This window comes from Agrobacterium sp. GW821-FHT14E08 (assembly GCF_058803865.1).
This window is the reverse complement of record NZ_JBXAPJ010000006.1, coordinates 240,507-260,955: the sequence shown is the minus strand read 5'-3', so window position 1 is coordinate 260,955 and position 20,449 is coordinate 240,507. Positions and strand designations below refer to the sequence as shown.

Genomic DNA, 20,449 nt, shown 5'->3' with positions numbered 1-20,449 from the left:
GCGTCTGACCGATTGCCGGTCAGACGCAATTTGCGACGGATCGGTGTGATCCGCCATGAGGTAAAAAAGCATGAAAAACTTCTCGCTGCTTTCCACGCGGGCAGGCGCTGTCTTTTTGGCTCCTGCCGCCGCGCTGGTCGGCATTTTTGTTATGGTCCCGTTTTTCTGGGTGATCTTCGTTTCCTTCACGAACCGAACGCTCATCGGGCGCACGGCAGTCGATCCGGATTTCGTCGGTCTGCAAAATTATTTCACGCTGTTTAATCCGGATACGTTCTTCACCCGCGGCCAGTTCGGTTTTTCCTTCATCCTGACGCTGCAATTCGTGCTGCTTTCCGCACTTGCAGGCCAGGCGCTGATCGGCCTGTTGCTCGCCTGGCTCAGCCAGGCCGTATCGCCGGCATTGAAGTCCTTCCTGCAGACGGCGGTCATTGCCGCTTGGATCTTGCCGGAAGTGGTCATCGGTTTCGCGTGGTTCGCCTTTCTCGACTATGACAATGGCACGCTGAACATGATCATGCGCGGCCTCGGCCTGCCACCCGGCGACTGGCTTCTGCAGCAGCCTTTCTGGGTGATCGTGTTCTTCAACACCTGGCGCGGCGCAGCCTTTTCGATGATGCTCTTCAATTCCGCCTTTCAGTCCATCCCGCCGAGCTATTTCCAGGCAGCGGACGTGGCCGGTGCAACCTCCTGGCAGAAACTTCGCGACATCGCGCTGCCGCTCATCCGTGGCCATGTCGTCACCGACCTCATCCTCATCACAATGTGGACTTTCAACGTGTTTACGCCATTCCTGCTCACCAATGGCGGGCCGTCCTACCGAACGGAACTGCTGTCGATCTATACCTATCGTATCGCATTCAAGGATTTCGAGTTCGGCAAGGGTGCGGCGGTCGGTGTCATCATCATGCTCGTCAACCTCGCCTTTGCGCTTGTCTATCTGCGTATCGCGCGCAAGAAAACGGCGGAGGCTGAGTGATGCAGATCTCCGGAAACGTCTTTAAACGCCGCATTCTCTTTTCCGTGGCAGCATCCCTGCTCGGCGTGGCCTTCGCCCTGCCGCTCGTCTGGTTCATCTTCGCACCGTTCAACGCCCGCGCCGAACTCGGACTTGCAATTCCCGAAGCGTTCACTCTCTCGAACTTCATGACGGTGTTCGAGAACACCTTTGCAATGCGGGCCCTTTTAAACAGTCTGATCCAGTCTTTCGGCGGGGTCATTCTGATCGGCGCGGCAGCGACGCTTGCTGCTTATGCCCTTTCTCGCTCGTCAATTCCCGGTAAAGGGGCGGTCACCTACACGCTTCTGCTGTTTTCTTCCGTTGTGTCGGGTTCGGCGGCGATGGTGCCGATCTTCCTGATCATTTCTGCGGCCGGTCTCATCAATACCCATATCGCCGTCATTCTCGTTTTTGCGGGCGGGCTGCTGCCGACGGCAATGTTCATTCTCCGCGATTTCATCGATGCCATCCCGCGTTCCTACGAGGAAAGCGCCATGGTGGCCGGTGCCTCACCGCTGCAGGCTTTCTTCGACGTGGCATTGCCGGTCATCCGGCCGGGCATTGTGGTCGTCGTGGTCTGGGCATTCGTCAATATCTGGGGTTCATTCCTCATCCCCTTCATCCTGCTGCGCAGCGATAGCCTGATGCCGGCCTCGGTCGCGATCTACTCCTTCTATTCGGAGGCGGGCACACCGATCGTTACGCTGCTTGCTGCCTATTCGCTCATCTATTCGCTCCCCGTCATCGTGCTTTACCTCTTCGTGAACTGGAAGTTTGGTTTCCGGTTCTTTGGTGGCATCAAGTCGTAATCGGAAATCAGTTTCATGGCCTCTGTCGAATTCCAGAATGTCTCCAAGAGCTTCGGTCACTTTCATGCGGTGCCCGACATCAGCTTTCAAATATCGGACGGCGAGTTCGTCTGCCTGCTCGGCCCCTCCGGCTGCGGCAAGACGACGAGCCTGCGCATGATCGCCGGCCTCGAAACGCCGACCTCGGGCAAGGTGCTGATCGGCGGCAAGGACGTCACCTATCTGCACCCCAAGGACCGGCAGATATCGATGGTCTTTCAGGACTATGCGCTTTATCCGCACATGAACCTTGCCGACAACATCGCCTATCCGCTCAAAGTGCGCGGCGAGAGCGAGGAAAAGCGCCACGCGCGCGCCAAGCAGGTGGCCGACGTGCTTAAGATCGGTGATCTGATGAAGCGCCTGCCGAGCCAGATTTCCGGCGGACAGCAGCAGCGTACATCGCTGGCACGTGCGCTTGTTTATCCCAGCCAGGTCTATCTGTTCGACGAGCCGCTTTCCAACCTCGATGCCAAGCTACGTCTTGAAGCGCGCGGCTTCCTCAACCACCTGCAGCGCGACATGGGCATGACGGCGGTCTATGTCACCCACGACCAGGCGGAGGCCATGGCGCTTGCGACCCGCATCGCAGTCATGGACAAGGGCCGCATCGTTCAGTTCGCACCGCCCATCGAGATTTACCGGCGTCCGGCCACCACCTTCGTTGCCAATTTCGTGGGCAACCCGCCAATGAACCTCGTGTCGGCCGATGCCATGGTTGCCTATGGCAAGCTGCAACTGCGCGCCGATGGCCTGACACTGCCGGGCCTGCCTGTCTCCGACGCCATTGCGGCGGCCGCGGGCCGCGGCCGGATGACGCTTGGCGTCCGGCCCGAACATTTGCGGATTGCCCAGGCCGGTGATGAAAACACCATCACGGGCAAGCTTTTCGCCAATGAGAACATGGGCCCGGAAAGCCTTGTCACGATGGAGCGCGAGGATGCCGGCCGGGTGACCGCCCGCATTTTCACGGATGATGAGATTCGGGTGAACGACGTCGTGACGCTCGCCTTCGATATCCGCCACGTCACATTGTTCGATGGCGCCGGCATACGCATTCCGGATGTCGGTGAGTAAGACGGGAAGTGTGATGACCGAAATCAGGGTTCACGTCAGTCGCGCCGACCAGTCGGCCGATCCTTACTTCTATGTTCCTTTCGATGTTCTGAAGGGTGTAACGCGCATCGACGTGACGATGGCCTATCGGAAGGACGAGGATTGCGTCATCGATCTCGGCGTGCTCGACGCTACGGCGACGGACTACCCTTCAGTCGCCGGTTTCCGTGGCTGGAGCGGTGGCGCACGCGATTGCTTCTTTGTTGCGACCGATGATGCAACGCCCGGCTATATCCACGGCGAGATGCCGGCCGGCACATGGAAAGTCATGCTCGGCCTGCATAAATTGCCGGAAAACGGAGCCGATGTCGTCGTGACTATCCGTTGCGACAGCGCGCCGCGCAAACTCGAGCCGCAGCCGGAACGCCGCTTTCCGCGGCGGGAAGGGGCGGGCTGGTATCGGGGCGACCTGCATTGCCACACTTTCCATTCCGATGCATTGGGCTCTCCGGAGCTGCTGCATCAGGCTGCCTCCCAGGCCGGTCTCGATTTTCTTGCCATTGCCGATCACAACACCATCACGCAGCGCCGCTATTTTCATCCGCAATCCTCGCCGGACCTTGTCTTCATCCGGGCGATGGAGATAACGACGGCGACTGGCCACGCCAATGTCTATGGTGTCGATGAGTGGATCGATTTCCGCATGACCAAGCCGGAACATGCCCATACGCTCTCCCGGCTGGTGCATGAGCGCGGCGGGCTTTTGTCCATCAATCACGACAAGCCCACCATTCAATGGGACTACGAACTGCCCGAGATCGACTGCATGGAGGTCTGGCAGTCACACTGGATGGCGTGGAACTGGGTGTCGCTCGGCCGCTATCAGCAGCGACTGGCTTCGGGTCTGAAGATCTCCGCCATCGGAGGCAGCGATTTTCATCAGCCTGCGCAACTCATGCCCGAGGGGCCGCTGGTGCTTGCCCGCCCGACGACGGTGTTCTGGCTGGAGGAGTTGTCGGAAGATGCTATCCTCGCTGCGATGAAGGCGGGTCGCGGTTATGTGACGGAAAGCCCGACGGGGCCGCATCTTGCGCTGACGGTGAACGGCCAGCCGATGGGTTCGACGGTTTCCGGACCGGTCATCGCAGAGGCCGATGTGAGGGGTGCGGATGGCGATCTGCTCGTCTGGATCGATGCAAGTGGCATTCTCACCACGCAGACCATTGAAACAGATGCTTGGACGGGCAGTTTCTCCGGCGAGGCAAAGACGTTTCTTCGTACCGAAATCATCGCTGCGAATAGCCGCGAAAGGCTGGTTGCCGATTTCATGGCGGCACAGGAGGGGCGCTCGCTTCCCTGGCAGCTTCAGGGCGCCCATATGCAGGATCAGCCGATCCGCCGGGCAGTGAGCAACCCGGTTTACATCCAGCCCTAGTTTCCCGGACAGATGACAGGTGGGGCGGGCGGACTTCTCCGCTCGCTCGTGCACTTGCGATATTACGGGCGCGGCAAAGCCCGCACGCCGTCGCGGCCGGTTCTGCCGCATCCTTGGTTAAAGACTATCAGGTGGTCCGGTCGTTTCTCCGCCATGGCACAGGTTTCGGCAACGATGTTATGATGCGTCCGAGAGTGACGTGTATATACAAATGGATGCCGCTGAGGTCATTCGGCCTCCCAGCGCGATCTCCAGATTTCAGGGCAGTTCCGGCGCGCAGATCGCCTGATTTACCGATGTGAGCGTCAGTCGATAAAAGTGCTTCAAGCGGTATTGCATTCGTATGCATTTATGCTACTTTGCATACGAATGCAAAAACTGACGCGACGTCGTTATGAGAAATTTGGGAGGAGCCAAATTATGATTTCGAGGCGTAACTTCACGCAACTGGGTTTGGCGGCGTCGATGGCGGCCACCTTCGGTGTTTCGCCGCGCCGGGCCTCGGCTGCTCTTCTTGAGGGCAAGCCTTTCGCCGGCCAGGCTATCAATATCATGCTGCCGCAATCGAGCCAGTTTCGCGCCCATGAAAAGCGGCTTGCGCAATTTGAAGAATTGACGGGCATCAAGGCTGTTTATACCTATGTTCCCTATGGTCAGGTGCGCGACAAGATCACGACCGAAGCGGTGGCGGGCAGCTCTGAATATGATGTCGTCTGTTATCAGGACAATTGGGGTCCGTCCCTGTCGATTTATCTGCACCCGCTCGACGAATTGCTCAAGCGCGATGGGCTCGACATCAACCGTTACCCGCAAGCCTACAAGCTCGGCGGCCAGATCGGCGGCGTGACCTACGGTCTTCCGGTGCGCGGCCATCCCCAGATGCTGTTTTATCGCAAGGACCTTTTCGATGCCGCGGGCCTCAAGCCGCCGACGACCTGGGACGAGGTTGCTGCTGCGGGTGCCGCCATACAGTCGGCCAATCCCGATGTGTCGGGCGTGGCGATGTATTACGGCAAGGGCAATGGCCAGCAGAACCTCTTCCTCTGGCTCAATCATTTGTGGGGCAAGGGCGGCGACATCTTTTCACCCGACTTCAAGGAAACCCGCTTCACCGATCCGGCTGCCATCGAAGCCACGCAGATGTATCTGGACCTTTTGCTGAAGCATAAGGTGGCTGCGCCCGGTTCCGTGCAGTTCGTCGAAGGGGACGCCGTCAATTCCGTGGCGCAGGGCAAGTCGGCCATGGTCATGGTCTGGTGGTGGGTCTATTCGGTTCTGACTGGCGAAAAATCCTCTCTGAGGCCGGAACAGGTCGGCTTTGCGCCCATGCCGCAGTTCGACAGCGGTGCCCCCGTATCCTATGCACTGTCTTTGCCCTTCGCGGTCAGCGCGCTTTCGAAAAAGAAGGATGCGGCATGGGAATTCATGAAATGGGTTTCGACGCCGGAACTCGAGATCGAATGTGCGATCGACAAATCCGACCCCAAGACGTCCGATATCGTGGTCACCAACACGAAGAGCTTCCTCGACGAAAAGGTGAATGCGGCAAATCACGGCCTTCATAAGGTCGCTGCGAAGAGCCTTGAGGGTTCGCGGATCATGCCGCAGCTCAAGGAATGGCCGCAGATTGCCGTCACACTCGAAAACACCATCTCGGAACTTGCCACCGGTTCAAGGCCGGTAAAGGATGGGCTGGATCAGGCGGCTCAGGACATCGATCGTATCCTGCGGCGTGCAGGTTATCGCAAGGGCTGAGTGAACCGCCTTCACCGTGAATGAAGGCATATGCCGGGTGGAGCAGGCGCTTCCCCTGGCAGGCCTTCCCTGTCGTCAAGGGATTTTCCGTGAAAGACAAACATCTGAAATACTGGCTGATTACACCAGCCTTCGTCGTCATCGCAGCGACGCTTCTCTACCCATTGGGCGCCGCTCTCTGGTACTCGGTCCATGAGTGGAACCTGGCGCAGCAGCCGACGCTCGGGCCTTTCGTAGGCATGGAGAACTATACCCGCGCCATCACGGACGATCCGGATTTCTGGCACAGCATCCGGGTGACGTCGGTCTTCACGGTCTTCTCCGTCTTCTTCACGATGATCCTCGCCATGGGGCTGGCTTTGCTTCTGGCCGGTGCCGATATGATGCGGGTGAGTGTGCGCACGCTGCTCGTGATACCTTTCGCCATGTCGCCTGCATTGCTCGGCATATCCTGGCGCTTCCTGTTCAATCCGGAGTTCGGCGCATTTGCCGCCGTGGTCGGCGCCGTCGTTCCGTCGTTGAAAGGCGTTCCGATCCTTGCTGATCCGACACTTGCGATGGCGACGTTGATAGCCTCGGACGTCTGGCACTGGTCGCCTTATTTTATGCTCCTGTTCATTGGCGCGCTTGCCGCTCTTCCGCAGGAAACGGTTGAGGCAGCCCAGGTCGATGGGGCTTCCAAGACGCGTGTGTTCTTTGAAATCGTGCTGCCGCAGCTGCGGCCGGTGCTTGCCATCGCCCTTCTGCTCAAGGCGATCTTCTCGCTCAAGGTCCTCGATCAGGTCGTCACGCTCACCAATGGCGGTCCGGGAACGGCGACGGAAACGCTGGCGCATTTCGTGTTTCAGACCGCCTTCCGCTGGTACGACCTCGGTTATGCGGCGGCGGTTGCCTATCTGCTTGCGGCTGTCATGGCGGTGCTTGCAGCAATTTATTCACGGTTCGTCATGGAGCGCCAGTGACATGCAGATGAAAACCAGAAACCGGATTTCAAGCCTCGCGCGCGGACTTGCCATCGCGCTCATTCTCCTCGTTTTCATCGGCCCGATCGTGTGGATCGTGGCGACGGCATTCAAGGACCCGCGTGACGTCTACGCGCTGAGGTTCTTCTTCACGCCCACGCTTGAAAACATCCGCACTGCGTTCGAAGCACCGTTTCTTGTCGGCGAGCGCACCTGGAACAGCATCGTCGTGACGATGGGAACGCTGCTGCTGTCGTTGCCGATCGCCACTGCCGCGGCCTACGCCTTTTCGCGCTTCCGGTTCCCCGGTGGCAGCATCTGGCCAATCGGCGTGCTGGCGACCCAGTTCATCCCGCCCGTCATCGTCATCATTCCGCTCTTCATCGCCTTTCGCCAGGGTGGTCTGCTCGACACGCGCATCGCGCTCATCATCGCCAACATGTCTTTCGTGGTTCCCTATGCGATCTGGATGATCAAGGGGTTCATCGACTCCATACCGGTGGACATGGAGGAAGCAGCGCAGATCGACGGCGCGTCACGCCTGAGGGCAATCTGGGATGTCGTCGTTCCAATGGCGCTTCCGGGCATCGCCACCGCCGGCATCTTCTGTTTTGTCGTGGCATGGAACGAGTTCTTTTATGCGCTGGTGCTGACGCGGGAAAACGCAACGACCATCCAGGTAGCGCTGATGAGCGCCAGGACGGAACGCGGCGACGCGTGGGAAATCATGGCCGCCATCGGCCTCGTGATCATCCTGCCGATGCTTGTTCTGTCCCGATACGTCCAGAAATATTTCGTTAAAGGCCTTGTTTCGGGCTCGGTAAGATAGGGAGAAGACAATGAACGATGTATCAACCGCAAAGCGTGACTTGCGCGCAGGCGTGACAACGGTGCGGCAGCGCTCCGTGGAGGAACTGCTTGCACCCAAGGAACGCAATGGCTTTCCCCTGGCGGGCTTCGACGATGCATTCGGCGATATCGTCGACTATATCTTCAAGATAACGCACTGGATCTGGGCTGAAAAATCTGTCGGCAAGATCTACGATTATTACGATCATGCCTGCATGGTTTATACCGCCTTCGATATTACCCGCTCCGTCGAGGAGGTCGTCAACGGCACCGTCTCGATGATGCAGGCCTTTCCCGACCGGGAGAGCCGTTTCCTCAACGTGGCCTGGAGCGGCGACGACAAGGAGGGCTATTACACAAGCCATCTCGGCTTCAGCCAGATGACCAATATCGGTCCGAGCGCCTATGGCGAAGCGACCGGGCGGCGGGTGAACATCCACACCGTGGCCGACTGCGTCTCCAGGGATAACAAGATTTTCCGTGAATGGCTGGTGCGAGACAATGGTGCGATGGTGCGCCAGCTGGGTTTTGACATTCATGAGGTTGCGCGCAGCCTCGCGGATCGGGATGCTGCTGCCGGCCGTGAACCCTGGTTCATCGGCCAGCCCGAGCGCTCCGCAGGCCAGGCGCTGCCTTTGCCCCTCGACCGGCCGAAGAAGACGATCGAAGACAGGCTTGCCCATATGCTGCACGAGGCATGGAACCGCCGGCGGTTCGACGCGCTTCGGGAAGTTTACGACCCTGCCGTCAATGTCCATATGGCCGGCGGCCGCGAAATTACCGGTATCGAAGGCCTCGTCTATCATTTCATCCAGATTGTCGCGGCTTTCCCGAACGCGGTGTTTTCCTTCGATAATTATTGCCACGCGGACGAAGCGGACGGTACGATTGCGGCGGTACGCTGGTCCATCCGCGGACATCATCGCGGTAACGGTCTGTTCGGCGCGCCAAGCGGCAAACCGGTCTATATTCTCGGCATGTCGCATTTCCGCTTCAACGACGACAAGATCATCGAAGAGTGGACCCTGTATGACGAACTTGCCATCCTCCGGCAGATATATGCCCACGGGCCGGTTCGGCAGGAGGATTGAGACGTGGCGTCAGTAAACCTCACCGATATCGAAAAACGCTTCGGGTCCTTCGTTGCCCTGCCCAAGCTCAATCTGTCCATCGCCGACGGCGAGTTTCTGGTGCTGCTGGGACCATCGGGCTGCGGCAAGACGACGACGATGCGCATTGTGGCCGGACTGGAAGAGGCGAGCGCGGGCGAATTGCGGATCGGAGACAAGATCGTCAACAACATGTTGCCCAAGGACCGCGACGTGGCGATGGTCTTTCAGAACTACGGCCTCTATCCGCATATGACGGTGGCAGGCAACATCGCCTATCCACTCAAGGTGCGTGGCGTTCCCAAGGCGGAGCGGGAACGTCAGGTTCAGGCTGCAGCCGAGAAGGTCGAGCTTGGGCCGCTTCTCGGGCGCAAGCCCCGCGAACTGTCGGGCGGACAGCGTCAGCGCGTGGCGCTGGCACGCGCCATCGTGCGCACGCCCAAAGTATTCCTGATGGACGAGCCGCTCTCCAATCTCGATGCGAAACTGCGGGTCACCATGCGCGCGGAAATCAAGCATCTGCAGCATCAGCTTGGCGTGACAACCATCTACGTCACGCACGACCAGATCGAAGCCATGACATTGGCTGATCGGGTTGCCGTCATGAACAAGGGCATCATTCAGCAACTTGCGCCACCGGAAGAAATATACGACCGGCCCGCAAACCTGTTCGTCGCCGGTTTTATCGGCTCGCCCCCGATGAATCTCATTTCGGGCGAAACCACCGATGGCGTCTTCTGTTCGGACGCCCTTTCGCTGGGCCGGCAGAAGCTGCCTGGAAAGGGCAAAATGGTTCTCGGTATCCGCCCCGAAGACATGTCGGTCGCCGAGGGCACGACCGGCGATTTCACCGGCAGCATCTATGCCATCGAGCTCACCGGCGAATCCAACTACATCACCGTCCAGCTGGGCAAGGATCGGATAATCGTAAGAGCGCCGCGGTCATGGCGCGGAAAACCGGGGGATACGGTTGCGATCGACTTGAACGCATCCCGTCTGCACCTCTTTGACGCTGCCACGGGAGAACGCATTGACTTGCCCTCCATGGAACACTCGCTTGGGGCAAATATCAGCCGTCCGCAATTGCAGGGGTAACGACCTTTTCAAATTGCGCTGGATGATAGCAGAGCCTATTGAATACGTATGCATTTGCCGGTAACTACTTGTAGCAGTGCTACTGGAAGGGAAGGCGATTGAAGTTTCCGAGCGGCATTGCGTTTTCGCATGCTGAAACGCCAAGGGAAGAAACACATGACAGTCACCTATCTCAAGCGCGGAAAGCCAGAGGCGCAACGGTCTGAAGACGATGCGAAGGTTCGTACGATCGTGGAGTCGACGCTGAAGGACATCGAGACGCATGGCGACGCTGCCGTGCGCGCGCTCTCGGAGAAATTCGACAAATTTTCACCGCCATCCTTCAAGCTCAGCCCGTCCGAGATTGAGGCCGCAATGTCCAGGGTCTCGGCGCGCGATATGGCCGATATCGATTTTGCCCAGGCGCAAATCCGCCGTTTCGCACAGGCCCAACGCGCCTCGATGACCGATATCGAGGTGGAAACGCTGCCTGGTGTGATCCTTGGTCACCGCAACATTCCGGTTCAGTCGGTTGGCTGCTATGTGCCCGGCGGCAAGTTTCCGATGGTCGCCTCTGCCCATATGTCGGTGCTGACGGCGTCCGTTGCCGGCGTTCCGCGCATCGTCGCATCCGCTCCGCCGCAAAAGGGCGAGCCGCATCCGGCGATCGTGGCGGCCATGCACAAGGCCGGCGCCCACGAGATTTACGTGCTGGGCGGGATGCAGGCCGTTGGCGCAATGGCTCTGGGCACGGAGACGATCAAGCCTGTCGATATGCTGGTCGGTCCCGGCAACGCCTTCGTAGCCGAGGCCAAACGCCAGCTTTATGGCCGCGTCGGCATCGATCTCTTTGCGGGTCCAACCGAGACGATGGTGATTGCCGATGAGACGGTGGATGCCGAGATGTGCGCCACCGACCTGATCGGCCAGGCGGAACATGGCTATAATTCGCCATCCGTCCTCTTGACCAATTCCGAGAGGCTGGCAAGGCAGACGCTGGCCGAAGTCGAGCGCCTGCTGGCGATCATTCCAACCACGGAAACAGCAAGCGCCTCCTGGCGCGACTATGGCGAGGTCATCGTCTGCGACACCTATGAGGAGATGCTGGCGGTTGCCAACGATATCGCCTCCGAACACGTTCAGGTGATGACCGACCGTGACGATTGGTTCCTGGAGAACATGCACTCCTACGGTGCGCTGTTCCTCGGCCCGCGAACCAATGTTGCCAATGGCGACAAGGTGATCGGCACCAACCATACGCTGCCGACCAGGAAGGCCGGCCGGTATACCGGCGGTCTCTGGGTCGGCAAGTTCCTGAAGACTCACTCCTACCAGAGGGTGTTGACTGACGAGGCCGCGGCCGAAGTCGGTGCCTATTGCTCGCGTCTCTGCCTGCTGGAAGGCTTTGTCGGCCATGCCGAGCAGGCCAATGTCCGGGTTCGCCGTTACGGTGGCCGCAATATTCCTTACGGAGAGGCGGCCGCCTGATGCAGATCCCCCGCACGCCCTCCTTCCGTCTTGCCGGCAAACGCGCTCTCGTCGCCGGTGCATCGTCCGGCATCGGCTTCGGCTGCGCGGTCGCGTTGGCGGAGGCGGGCGCGCACGTGGTGCTTGCCGCCAGATCGGCGGAAAAACTCGATGAGGCGGTGGAGGCTATCCGGTCCGAAGGTTTCTCGGCTGAAGCAATGGTGCTGGATATTGCCGATGTCGAGGCGACACAGGCTCTGGTCGATGACCAAGGACCGTTCCAGGTGCTCGTCAACAGCGCGGGTATCGCCAGGCATGGACCCGCGCTCGAGACGACCCCCGTTGACTTCGATGCCGTCTTCTCTTTGAACGTGCGCGGCGCCTATTTCCTGACCCGCGCCGTGGCCAGAGGGCTGATTGACGCCGGCCAGCCGGGTTCCCTGATCAATATTTCTTCTCAGATGGCCCATGTCGGTGGCATCGACCGGGCGGTTTACAGCGCCACGAAACATGCCGTCGAGGGGTTTACGAAGTCGATGGCGATCGAATGGGGCTCGAAAGGCATCCGGGTCAATACGATCTGCCCGACTTTCATCGAGACGCCGCTGACCGAGCAAACCTTTTCGCAACCGGAACGGGTTCAGTGGATAAAGGAGAAAATCAAGCTTGGCCGCATCGGTCGTGTTGAAGACATTATGGCCGCGGTCACCTATCTTGCCGGCGACGCGGCGGCGATGGTGACAGGAACGGCGCTTATGGTCGATGGGGGTTGGACGGCAGACTGATGGCAAACGATAAGATCACTTCGAACGATGTTGCGCGCCTGGCAGGTGTAAGCCAATCGGCAGTCTCGCGGTACTTCACGCCAGGAACCTCGGTTTCCAAGAAGACATCCGAGAAGATCAGGGATGCAGCCGAACAGCTCGGTTACCGGCCGAACGTTCTCGCCCGCTCGCTGATTACCGGGCGCAGCCGCATCATCGGTCTCGTCGTCGCCTATCTGGAAAACTACTTCTACCCGGAGGTTGTCGAGCGGCTGTCGAAAGCGCTTCAGGATCAGGGCTACCATGTTCTGGTCTTCATCTCCTCGATCGCCTCCGAAAACGTCGACCAGATCACCCAGGAAATTCTGGACTATCAGGTGGATGGCATCGTTCTGGCATCGGCGAACATGTCGTCCGAACTTGCGGCGCGCTGCCATGCCTCTGGCGTGCCGATCGTACTGTTCAACCGGTCGCAGGATGATATGCGGCTCTCGGCCGTCACTTCGGACAACCGCGCCGGCGGGCGCCAACTGGCCGATCTGTTCGTGTCGCTTGGTCACACGCGTTGCGGCTATATCGCTGGCTTTGAAGGCGCCTCGACGCAGCGTGACCGCGAACAGGGTTTTCGGGAAGGGCTGGAAGCGGCGGGGCTCACGCTCTTTGCCCGTGAAGTCGGCAATTTCCGTTATGAAGAGGCGCAGGCGGCGGCGCGGCGGATGTTCGCCGGGCCGGATCGCCCCGATGCCGTCTTCGTCTGCAACGACCACATGGCATTTGCCGTCATGGACGTGCTGCGTTTTGAATTGAAGTTGAGCATTCCCGGCGACGTTTCGGTCGTCGGCTTCGACGATGTGCCGCCGGCGCGCTGGCCGGCATACAATCTCACGACCATCCGCCAGAATGTCGACGACATGGTCGGCGAGACGGTTGCGACGCTGATGCAGAGCATCAAGCAGGGCGATGGTGCCGCGCGCCGTGTCGTCCTTGATGGTGCCCTGGTCCTGCGTGGCTCGACCCTCCAAACAGCTCCTACAGAAGTGAGACGCTAAGCCTCCTCATCCCGGAAGGGATGGAGAAGCACTGACCGCAACCCATTTTGCATACGTATGAAAGGCTGAAAAATGCAGATCTCCCAGGAAGAAATGGAAAGACGGATCGTTCGTTATGGCGAGTTGAAGCCATGCCGCACTGCCTTCATCGACGCCCATACGCCGGGCTCGAACAGCAAGGAGAACTTCACGATCATCGGTGGTGGCGTCTCGGAAAGTGCTGATCAGCACGTTCACATCAAGGACACGCCCGGCTTCAATATCGGGGCCGCAGGCCAGCCGCCCAAATGCCGCAACTCGCTGCATTCGCACCGCACCGCAGAGGTGTTCTTCGTCCTCAAGGGGCGTTGGCGCTTCTTTTGGGGCCGCTGGGGCAATGCCGGTGAAGTGGTGCTTGAGGAAGGAGATATCTTCAATATCCCGACCGGCATCTTCCGCGGTTTCGAAAATATCGGAACCGACTATGGGATGATCATGGCGATCCTCGGCGGCGACGATGCCGGCGGCGGCGTGATCTGGGCGCCGCAGGTGATCGAGGATGCCAGGGACCACGGGCTGGTTCTTGGGGAAAACGGTAAGCTCTATGACAGCAAGAAGGGCCACACGCTGCCCGATGGTATCAAGCCGATGCCGCTGCTGACGGACGAGGAACTGAAGGGCTTCCCCGAAACGCCAGTAACCGACGTGGTGCGTGACTATGTTGCCCGTTACTGGGACCTCATGGCGCTCGCCCAGAAGGCTCCGGCCAAGGTGATCGGTGAAAATGCATTGCTGCGGGACAAGCCGGGCTTTGAGGTCGAGCTTCTGACGCGCGGGTCCATTCCGGAAGCCGCCTATGTCAACGAGCGCCATGAGGTGCTGATGGTCATGCGTGGCCACTGGAAGCTTGTCTGGGACGGTGGCACCGCCGTGCTGGCGCCGGGCGATACCTGCGCCGTTCCCCCGGGCCTGAAACACAGCCTCGTGCCTTCGATGACCGGCGAGGCCAGTCTTTATCGCGTCGTTGCCACTGGCGAAAAGGCAGGCCTTACCTGGCGCGGCTGAAATTGGATGCAACGCGGCGGCATACCTGCCGCCGCGGTTCCAGACAAAAGCAGGTATCGGACGAGACGTCTGATTTAACCTGATGCATCGGAGGATGACACTTGGACGACACTCTCCTGGCCCTGCTGCGCAAGGTCGATACACCAACCGTCTGCAATGCGATCGAGGTGGCGCAGGGCAAACGCGGGTTCAATGCATTCACCCGAGGTACGGTGATCTCTTCGGCCCCCGCGGCTGCGCCCGCCGTCGGTTATGCCCGCACGGCGAAGATCGCTGCGGCTGTTCCTTCAAGCGAAGATCCCGCCACTATCAAGGCCCGGCGTCGGGACTATTACCGGCACATGGCAGGTGGCGATGCGCCGTCCATAGCCGTCGTCGAGGATCTGGACTTCCCCCATTGCGTCGGCGCCTTCTGGGGCGAGATCAATGCAACGGTACACCGGGGACTGGGTCTATCCGGGGTGCTGACCAATGGCGTCATGCGTGACCTCGGCGATGTTCCGGACGACTTTCCGATGATTGCCGGTTCGATCGGCCCAAGTCATGCTTTCGTACGTGTCGAGGCAATCGGCACGCCCGTCACGGTCTTCGGAATGACAGTTGCGCCGGGCGATCTCGTCCATGCGGATCGTCACGGAGCCGTCGTCATCCCGCCCGACATCATCCCCGTCCTCGCTGCTGCGATTGATAAGCTGCAGGCGACCGAGCGGCTTATTCTGGAACCGGCTCGGCGGAAAGATTTCGATCTTGCGAAATTCGAAGAGGCCTGGGCCTCATTCGAGGCCGCGCGCACTTGACCGGACAAATCGGCGGGGGACTTGCGTTGGAGAAAGGTCCGAAACACTCAGTAGATGGGCGGCCTCCGCTCCTGCTTCTTCCCGGAACTGCCTGCGACCGGCGCATCTTCCAACCGTTGATCGATCGGCTGGGGGACTACCCCGTTATTGTCGGCGACCTGACGGGTGGCCGGACGATGCCGGATATTGCCCGAAGCGTGCTTGCGGCGGCGCCATCCGTGTTCCTGCTCGCTGGATTTTCGCTCGGAGGCATCTGCGCGCTCGAGATGGTGGCGCAGATGCCTCATCGCGTGGCAAAACTGGCCCTGATCGATTCCACGGCGCGACCAGACCCGCCCGCAAACGCGGAAATTCGGCGTGGGGCAGTGGAGCGGGCAAGAACAATGGGAATGGACACGTTCATACTCGACGGGTGGGAACGGCTCGTCGCTCCGGCTAACGTCGGCGATGTCGGTCTGCGTGAAGAAATTGTGGCGATGGCGCGCGACTGTGGGCCGGACAATCTTGAAACGCAGGCGGAAGCCGCCATTCACCGCGCAGACAGCAGGCCGCGGCTGGCTGCAATCGGCATACCAACGCTGGTGCTGGCCGGCGAGCATGAGCAGATATGCCCGATCGAGGCGCAATACGAAATGGCGAAGGGTATTGCGGGCGCAAATCTGCAATTGATCGCCAATGCCGGTCATTTCGCTCCGCTTGAAAATGCCGAGGCGGTGGCGTTGCATATCGATCGCTGGCTGAAAGGCGCATAGGGGGCATACTTCGTCAGACGGGCCCCGGCACCGCGTTGATCGCTGGCGCAGGAGTGCCGATTGCTGTGAGATGCACGCCACCCAGAACGAAAGATCCGTTGCACTGTTCGCACTATCTCTGCGTCGCCATTTGCGTCTCCTTGGCTGTCGCACCAGCCGGCAGAATTCCTGGCGACGGATGCCATCCGGGACGGCTTGCTCAAGACCGTCCTGAACGAATACCTCGCCGCCCCGGGTCAGTTTTCGATCGTCTGGCCGTCGGCTCGGTTCATGCGCCGCGGCTGCGCGCCTTCATCGATTTTGCAGTCGAAAAGCTGTTTGTCGAAGCCTGAGTGAAAAACGCCGCAGAGAAGATGCCTCTCGGCCCGTACCAACGCTTCATGCATTTTGCGATGCCGCAAATTGTCGCCGGTTACGTCTCCCAGGTAACACTTCATTTAGTGCTTTTGTGAAATCTAAAATACGCAGGTTCCAAGGTTTCATCGGCGGAGCCGGTAGAACAAGTGGACCCATCTCGGAAAGCCCTGCGGCGACCCGGACTGGACATCCGCTTGTCGCCCTATGAGGAGGGGCACAGCTACCCGCAATGTTTCTTTATATGTTTCTTTGGCTTCCCGCACCGGCCGGGCAGCTGGAGAGCGCTTGCCCCGAGGCCATTCATGTCTTTCCTGAAGAATACCAAAATTAAAACGAAGGTCGTTTTCGTCATTTCGCTGATGAGCTTGATGTCGATCTCCGGCATCAGCTACGTCAGCTTGCAATATAAAAAAACCGACGATGTCTACAGCGATTTCATTGCCAATGAGGCGCTTGCCGCGGTGCTGAACGCCCGAACCAGCGGAAATCTCAATGCGCTCGGCATGCAGATGCTGCGCGCTTCTCTCAATGACCCTGCCAGCAGCGATTTCGAATCCGCAGTCAAGACCTTCAAAGCCGATCGCAAGCAGCTGGAAGAGCGGCAGAACAAGATCATCGAGCTGGTTCCAGCCCGCACGGAAGCCGCTCGCGATATCCTCAAGGGGGTTGTCGAAGTCGAGGAAATGGGTAACCAGGTCATTGCCCTGATGCAGGCAGGACAACGTGCGGAAGCACAGCAGATGGCGCTCAATCTGCTTCGGAAAATGACCGAGGTTTCGCCGAAGATCAGCGCGGGCAACGAGCAGCTGATTCAGGTGATGAATGATGGCAGAGAACGCCTCACGGCCAGTACCAACACGACGATCTGGACGGCTCTGGTCAGCATAGCGCTTGTGTCGCTGGCATTGATCGCCCTCGGCCTGTTCATCTCTTCCCGTGGCATAACAACCCCGATCGCACGGCTTCGCGAGCGTATGGGATCGCTGGCGGCAGGTGATACCGCCACGGAAATTGCCGGTATGGACCGCAAGGATGAAGTGGGCCAGATGGCCGCCGCAGTTCAGGCGTTTCGTGAGAACGCCATCGAGCGCGTTCGGCTTGAGAATGAGACGGAGGCCAACCGCTCATCTTCGGAGAAGGACCGGATCGAGCGGGAAAAACAAAAGGCGAATGAGGCTGCCGACGTGCAGTTTGCCGTCGACAACCTTGCGACTGCCCTTTCGAAGATTTCTCAGGGCGACGTTACCTACAGGATCGCTCAACCCTTCGTATCCAGCCTTGATGGCATTCGTGGTGACTTCAACAGGGCGGCGGAGCAGCTGCAATCGACGCTGAGCCAGGTGGCACAGAATGCGCGCGGCATTGATGCGGGTGCGAATGAGATCCGCTCGGCTGCCGACGATCTGGCGAAGCGCACCGAGCAGCAGGCTGCGGCTGTCGAGGAGACAGCGGCTGCCCTGGAAGAGATCACCACGACGGTGAAGGACTCGACGAAACGGGCGCAGGAAGCGGGTCATCTTGTCGGTCGCGCGAAAATTGGTGCGGAACAGTCGGGAGAAGTGGTCCAGAAAGCTGTCGCCGCGATGGAGCAGATTGCGGGATCAGCGAACGAGATTTCCAACATCATCGGCGTGATCGATGAGATCGCCTTCCAGACGAACCTTCTGGCGTTGAATGCGGGCGTGGAAGCAGCCCGCGCCGGCGAGGCGGGCAAGGGGTTTGCCGTCGTCGCTCAGGAAGTTCGTGAGCTGGCACAGCGTTCCGCCGGTGCCGCCAAGGAGATCAAGAATCTCATCACGACATCGAACAGCCAGGTTCAGCAGGGTGTGCAACTGGTGGGCCAGACGGGCAAGGCGCTCGAGTTGATCGTCACGGAGGTGCAGGAAATCAACCGGCACGTGGCGGCGATCGCAGAATCGGCACAGGAGCAATCCTCCGGTCTTCAGCAGATCAATACCGCCGTGAACCAGATGGATCAGGACACGCAGAAAAACGCTGCCATGGTGGAGGAAAGCACGGCGGCAAGCCACGGGCTGGCCCGCGAGGCAGCGTCGCTTAACCAGCTTCTCGCCCAGTTCAAATTGTCGGAAGGCGGTTACAGCGCGGCGTCTGCGCCTGTTCGTGCAGCCTCGCCCGTCGACAGGCCTGCGGCTTCACCCGCTCGCGCGCTTGGCGGAAAAATCAGGGCTGCATTCTCGGGCAATGCCGCACTGAGCACATCCGCTGATAACTGGGAGGAATTTTGATAGTCTCCGCTCCTTCACGCCCCGCGTGAGGAGGAGAGGACTTTCGTAAGGACTGCACCGGAGATCGGGGTTTTTCGCCTCCGATCCCCGGTGCGCTTATTGCCTTTTTGGGAATCTGTATACTTCTAATCGCCAGGCTTGTTTGGTCCGGCATAGGCCACCCAGCCTCTGAAACTGAATGCCGTATAGAAATTGGTGATCCCGTCGAAACCGCTATCGCGGAGAAGTGCCTCTTCCTTCTCAGGGTGTAGAATGGACAGCCTCTCGCGCATCGCGGCCCGCCCGCCCTGAAGTTTCGCAGGATCAGTTCCGTCCATCGCGCCATAGCTTATGTGCCGATCTATCCAGATCGAACGTTCCGGCTCGTTCTGGGGGAAACTGACATGGGCAAGCACGAAGGGTGAGCCGGGCCTGAGGCGTTGCCGCACGCCATTCAGCGTTTTGATGCGTTCCTCCAAACGGAGATGATGAAACACGAGAAGGCACGCCGCGCCATCAAAGGGTTCGTCCGGTGCCGCTGATATATCCCCCTCGTGCAGGTTAATTCGCGCGGCGTAATCTGTGGTCGTTTCGCGAGCGAGGGCCAGCATGTCGGGCGAGGGGTCGACCCCGTCGAAAATCCACCCGTTATTGGCTTTGGCAAGAGCCTTGAGTTCTAGCCCGCCGCCAGCGCCAACGACCAGAATCCGGCCTTTGTCGGGAGCTTTCTCGCCAAGCAGCATCGACGTCATTCGATGCAAGCTTTCAAGGCCGGGGACCTGGCGCGTTGCTCCTTCGATATAGCCAACCTGTCGTCCCTTGAAATCAGTCATGGGATTTCCTTCTTTCTAGATGGAGGCGACTTGATTGAGAAACGACAGGATGAGGCTTGTCACCTCACTCGGCCTTTCCTGCTGGAGCCAGTGTCCCGCGCCGGGAATGATGTGGGATCCGAGCAGATGCGGCACCAGGTCGGGCATGGAGGCGATGATCTGATCCATGCCGGGAATGGCCATGCCGGTGTCACGTTCGCCAATGATAAACAGCGCCGGGACATTGACGCGTTTACCGCTCACTGCCTTCTGCAGTTCCCAGTTGCGATCGAGGTTTCGATAATAATTCAGGCCGCCGGTAAACCCCGATGTCTTGAAATCATTGACGAGCCTGTCGAAGTCGCGGGGAGGCAGCCAGTCAGGCATGCGCGCGGGGAGGGGTAATTCTGCGAGAAAGCCCTTGTCGCGACTGACCATGCCAAAAGGGTTTGGCGTGCCGTCGCCCGGCCGCCGTGCGCCCGCTTCCCCACTTGCGGCGTAGATAATCTTGCTGAGCGTCTGGCTGACATCCCGGTTGAACTCCTCTTCCGCGACGCCTGCCTGCTGGAAATAGAGCGTGTAGAACAGCGATTGCCCGTCCTGCGGAAATATCCTTGAGGGCGGGAAGGGAGGCTGGTCCATCATTGGCACACTCAATGCGACGACGGCCCTGAACCGGTCGGGACGAAGGAGCGCGGCCTGCCAGGCGATGGTCGCGCCCCAGTCGTGGCCGACGATGACCGCTTCGCTTTCACCAAGGGCATCCATGAGGGCGACAAGATCGCCAATGCCGTGGAAGACCGTATATTGATCCACCTGTTCGGGAATATCTGTCCTGCCAAAGCCGCGCATGTCGGGCGCAACGGCGCGAAAACCCGCTGCAGCCAGCGACAGGATCTGGTACCGCCAGGCATGTTTGGTTTCCGGAAATCCATGGCAGAGCAGAACCAGGGGCCCCGTTCCCTGATCAAGGATGCTCATGTCGATCATGCGCGTCTTGATGATTGTTTCAATCATTTTCTCACCCCGGATTTTCTCAATCAGTTGTTACCGCAAGCCAGGGATGGGAACATCCCGGGCCGAAGTGACCAGGA

Annotated in this window: 18 protein-coding genes; 16 read left to right on the top strand and 2 right to left on the bottom strand. The window is 59.5% G+C overall.

Features of this window, described 5'->3' with window-relative positions; genetic code table 11:
• Positions 1-70 precede the first annotated feature (70 nt).
• The 16 genes from AC1ROR_RS20975 to AC1ROR_RS20900 all read left to right on the top strand — a co-directional run bounded on the left by AC1ROR_RS20975 (position 71) and on the right by AC1ROR_RS20900 (position 18,564).
• Positions 71-979 carry a carbohydrate ABC transporter permease gene (locus AC1ROR_RS20975; protein WP_080839436.1) on the top strand — a complete coding sequence of 303 codons (909 nt, stop codon included), beginning with the start codon at positions 71-73 and terminating at the stop codon, positions 977-979.
• The gene (locus AC1ROR_RS20970; RefSeq protein ID WP_142171635.1) at positions 979-1,809 is read left to right on the top strand and encodes a carbohydrate ABC transporter permease; all 831 of its coding nucleotides are present in this window, start codon (positions 979-981) and stop codon (positions 1,807-1,809) included. The genes AC1ROR_RS20975 and AC1ROR_RS20970 overlap by 1 nt, the downstream gene beginning before the upstream one ends.
• Positions 1,810-1,824: 15 nt before the next feature.
• On the top strand, positions 1,825-2,925 hold the full coding sequence (locus AC1ROR_RS20965) for an ABC transporter ATP-binding protein (protein WP_498590598.1): 1,101 nt from the start codon (positions 1,825-1,827) through the stop codon (positions 2,923-2,925).
• Between the two features lie 13 nt (positions 2,926-2,938).
• The gene (locus tag AC1ROR_RS20960) at positions 2,939-4,339 is read left to right on the top strand and encodes a CehA/McbA family metallohydrolase (protein ID WP_498590597.1); all 1,401 of its coding nucleotides are present in this window, start codon (positions 2,939-2,941) and stop codon (positions 4,337-4,339) included.
• 420 nt (positions 4,340-4,759) lie between these two features.
• Positions 4,760-6,094, top strand: coding sequence for an ABC transporter substrate-binding protein (locus tag AC1ROR_RS20955; protein WP_498590596.1), 1,335 nt, complete (start codon positions 4,760-4,762; stop codon positions 6,092-6,094).
• A gap of 89 nt (positions 6,095-6,183) precedes the next feature.
• Complete coding sequence (locus AC1ROR_RS20950; protein WP_498590595.1) at positions 6,184-7,056, top strand: carbohydrate ABC transporter permease; 873 nt, start codon at positions 6,184-6,186, stop codon at positions 7,054-7,056.
• Position 7,057: 1 nt separating this feature from the next.
• Complete coding sequence (locus AC1ROR_RS20945; protein ID WP_080839443.1) at positions 7,058-7,885, top strand: carbohydrate ABC transporter permease; 828 nt, start codon at positions 7,058-7,060, stop codon at positions 7,883-7,885.
• A 10-nt stretch (positions 7,886-7,895) separates the two neighbouring features.
• Positions 7,896-8,996: a nuclear transport factor 2 family protein gene (locus AC1ROR_RS20940; RefSeq protein ID WP_080839444.1), complete on the top strand. Its 1,101-nt coding sequence runs from the start codon at positions 7,896-7,898 to the stop codon at positions 8,994-8,996.
• Between the two features lie 3 nt (positions 8,997-8,999).
• Positions 9,000-10,109, top strand: a complete 1,110-nt coding sequence (locus AC1ROR_RS20935; RefSeq protein ID WP_498590594.1) for an ABC transporter ATP-binding protein — start codon at positions 9,000-9,002, stop codon at positions 10,107-10,109.
• Positions 10,110-10,265: 156 nt separating this feature from the next.
• A complete protein-coding gene (gene hisD, locus AC1ROR_RS20930; protein ID WP_216331827.1) occupies positions 10,266-11,576 on the top strand; it encodes a histidinol dehydrogenase in 1,311 nt (436 codons plus the stop codon).
• Entirely contained in the window at positions 11,576-12,340 is a 765-nt protein-coding gene (locus AC1ROR_RS20925) for an SDR family NAD(P)-dependent oxidoreductase (protein WP_498590593.1), read from the top strand. Before hisD ends, AC1ROR_RS20925 begins: the two co-directional genes overlap by 1 nt.
• Complete coding sequence (locus AC1ROR_RS20920) at positions 12,340-13,368, top strand: LacI family DNA-binding transcriptional regulator (protein ID WP_080839453.1); 1,029 nt, start codon at positions 12,340-12,342, stop codon at positions 13,366-13,368. The genes AC1ROR_RS20925 and AC1ROR_RS20920 overlap by 1 nt, the downstream gene beginning before the upstream one ends.
• A gap of 72 nt (positions 13,369-13,440) precedes the next feature.
• Positions 13,441-14,412, top strand: coding sequence for a cupin domain-containing protein (locus AC1ROR_RS20915; RefSeq protein WP_142171618.1), 972 nt, complete (start codon positions 13,441-13,443; stop codon positions 14,410-14,412).
• A gap of 101 nt (positions 14,413-14,513) precedes the next feature.
• Positions 14,514-15,209, top strand: coding sequence for an RraA family protein (locus AC1ROR_RS20910; protein ID WP_498590592.1), 696 nt, complete (start codon positions 14,514-14,516; stop codon positions 15,207-15,209).
• 26 nt (positions 15,210-15,235) lie between these two features.
• The gene (locus tag AC1ROR_RS20905) at positions 15,236-15,961 is read left to right on the top strand and encodes an alpha/beta fold hydrolase (protein WP_498590591.1); all 726 of its coding nucleotides are present in this window, start codon (positions 15,236-15,238) and stop codon (positions 15,959-15,961) included.
• Between the two features lie 659 nt (positions 15,962-16,620).
• Positions 16,621-18,564 (top strand): methyl-accepting chemotaxis protein, encoded by a 1,944-nt coding sequence (locus AC1ROR_RS20900; RefSeq protein ID WP_498590590.1) that lies wholly within the window; start codon positions 16,621-16,623, stop codon positions 18,562-18,564.
• A 125-nt stretch (positions 18,565-18,689) separates the two neighbouring features.
• On the opposite strand, the gene AC1ROR_RS20895 is transcribed toward AC1ROR_RS20900, so the two are convergent.
• The gene (locus AC1ROR_RS20895) at positions 18,690-19,295 is read right to left on the bottom strand and encodes a class I SAM-dependent methyltransferase (protein ID WP_498590636.1); all 606 of its coding nucleotides are present in this window, start codon (positions 19,293-19,295) and stop codon (positions 18,690-18,692) included.
• 96 nt (positions 19,296-19,391) lie between these two features.
• Positions 19,392-20,372 carry an alpha/beta fold hydrolase gene (locus AC1ROR_RS20890; RefSeq protein WP_498590589.1) on the bottom strand — a complete coding sequence of 327 codons (981 nt, stop codon included), beginning with the start codon at positions 20,370-20,372 and terminating at the stop codon, positions 19,392-19,394.
• Between the last annotated feature and the right edge of the window lie 77 nt (positions 20,373-20,449).

What these genes read in the sequence shown, in the direction of transcription:
- AC1ROR_RS20965 (WP_498590598.1), top strand. Translation starts at nt 1,825, where the DNA reads ATGGCCTCTGTCGAATTCCAGAATGTCTCCAAGAGCTTCGGTCACTTT.
- AC1ROR_RS20900 (WP_498590590.1), top strand. Translation starts at nt 16,621, where the DNA reads ATGTCTTTCCTGAAGAATACCAAAATTAAAACGAAGGTCGTTTTCGTC.
- AC1ROR_RS20945 (WP_080839443.1), top strand. Translation starts at nt 7,058, where the DNA reads ATGCAGATGAAAACCAGAAACCGGATTTCAAGCCTCGCGCGCGGACTT.
- AC1ROR_RS20975 (WP_080839436.1), top strand. Translation starts at nt 71, where the DNA reads ATGAAAAACTTCTCGCTGCTTTCCACGCGGGCAGGCGCTGTCTTTTTG.
- AC1ROR_RS20915 (WP_142171618.1), top strand. Translation starts at nt 13,441, where the DNA reads ATGCAGATCTCCCAGGAAGAAATGGAAAGACGGATCGTTCGTTATGGC.
- AC1ROR_RS20955 (WP_498590596.1), top strand. Translation starts at nt 4,760, where the DNA reads ATGATTTCGAGGCGTAACTTCACGCAACTGGGTTTGGCGGCGTCGATG.
- AC1ROR_RS20940 (WP_080839444.1), top strand. Translation starts at nt 7,896, where the DNA reads ATGAACGATGTATCAACCGCAAAGCGTGACTTGCGCGCAGGCGTGACA.
- AC1ROR_RS20970 (WP_142171635.1), top strand. Translation starts at nt 979, where the DNA reads ATGCAGATCTCCGGAAACGTCTTTAAACGCCGCATTCTCTTTTCCGTG.
- AC1ROR_RS20960 (WP_498590597.1), top strand. Translation starts at nt 2,939, where the DNA reads ATGACCGAAATCAGGGTTCACGTCAGTCGCGCCGACCAGTCGGCCGAT.
- hisD (WP_216331827.1), top strand. Translation starts at nt 10,266, where the DNA reads ATGACAGTCACCTATCTCAAGCGCGGAAAGCCAGAGGCGCAACGGTCT.
- AC1ROR_RS20920 (WP_080839453.1), top strand. Translation starts at nt 12,340, where the DNA reads ATGGCAAACGATAAGATCACTTCGAACGATGTTGCGCGCCTGGCAGGT.
- AC1ROR_RS20890 (WP_498590589.1), bottom strand. Translation starts at nt 20,372, where the DNA reads ATGATTGAAACAATCATCAAGACGCGCATGATCGACATGAGCATCCTT.
- AC1ROR_RS20895 (WP_498590636.1), bottom strand. Translation starts at nt 19,295, where the DNA reads ATGACGTCGATGCTGCTTGGCGAGAAAGCTCCCGACAAAGGCCGGATT.
- AC1ROR_RS20925 (WP_498590593.1), top strand. Translation starts at nt 11,576, where the DNA reads ATGCAGATCCCCCGCACGCCCTCCTTCCGTCTTGCCGGCAAACGCGCT.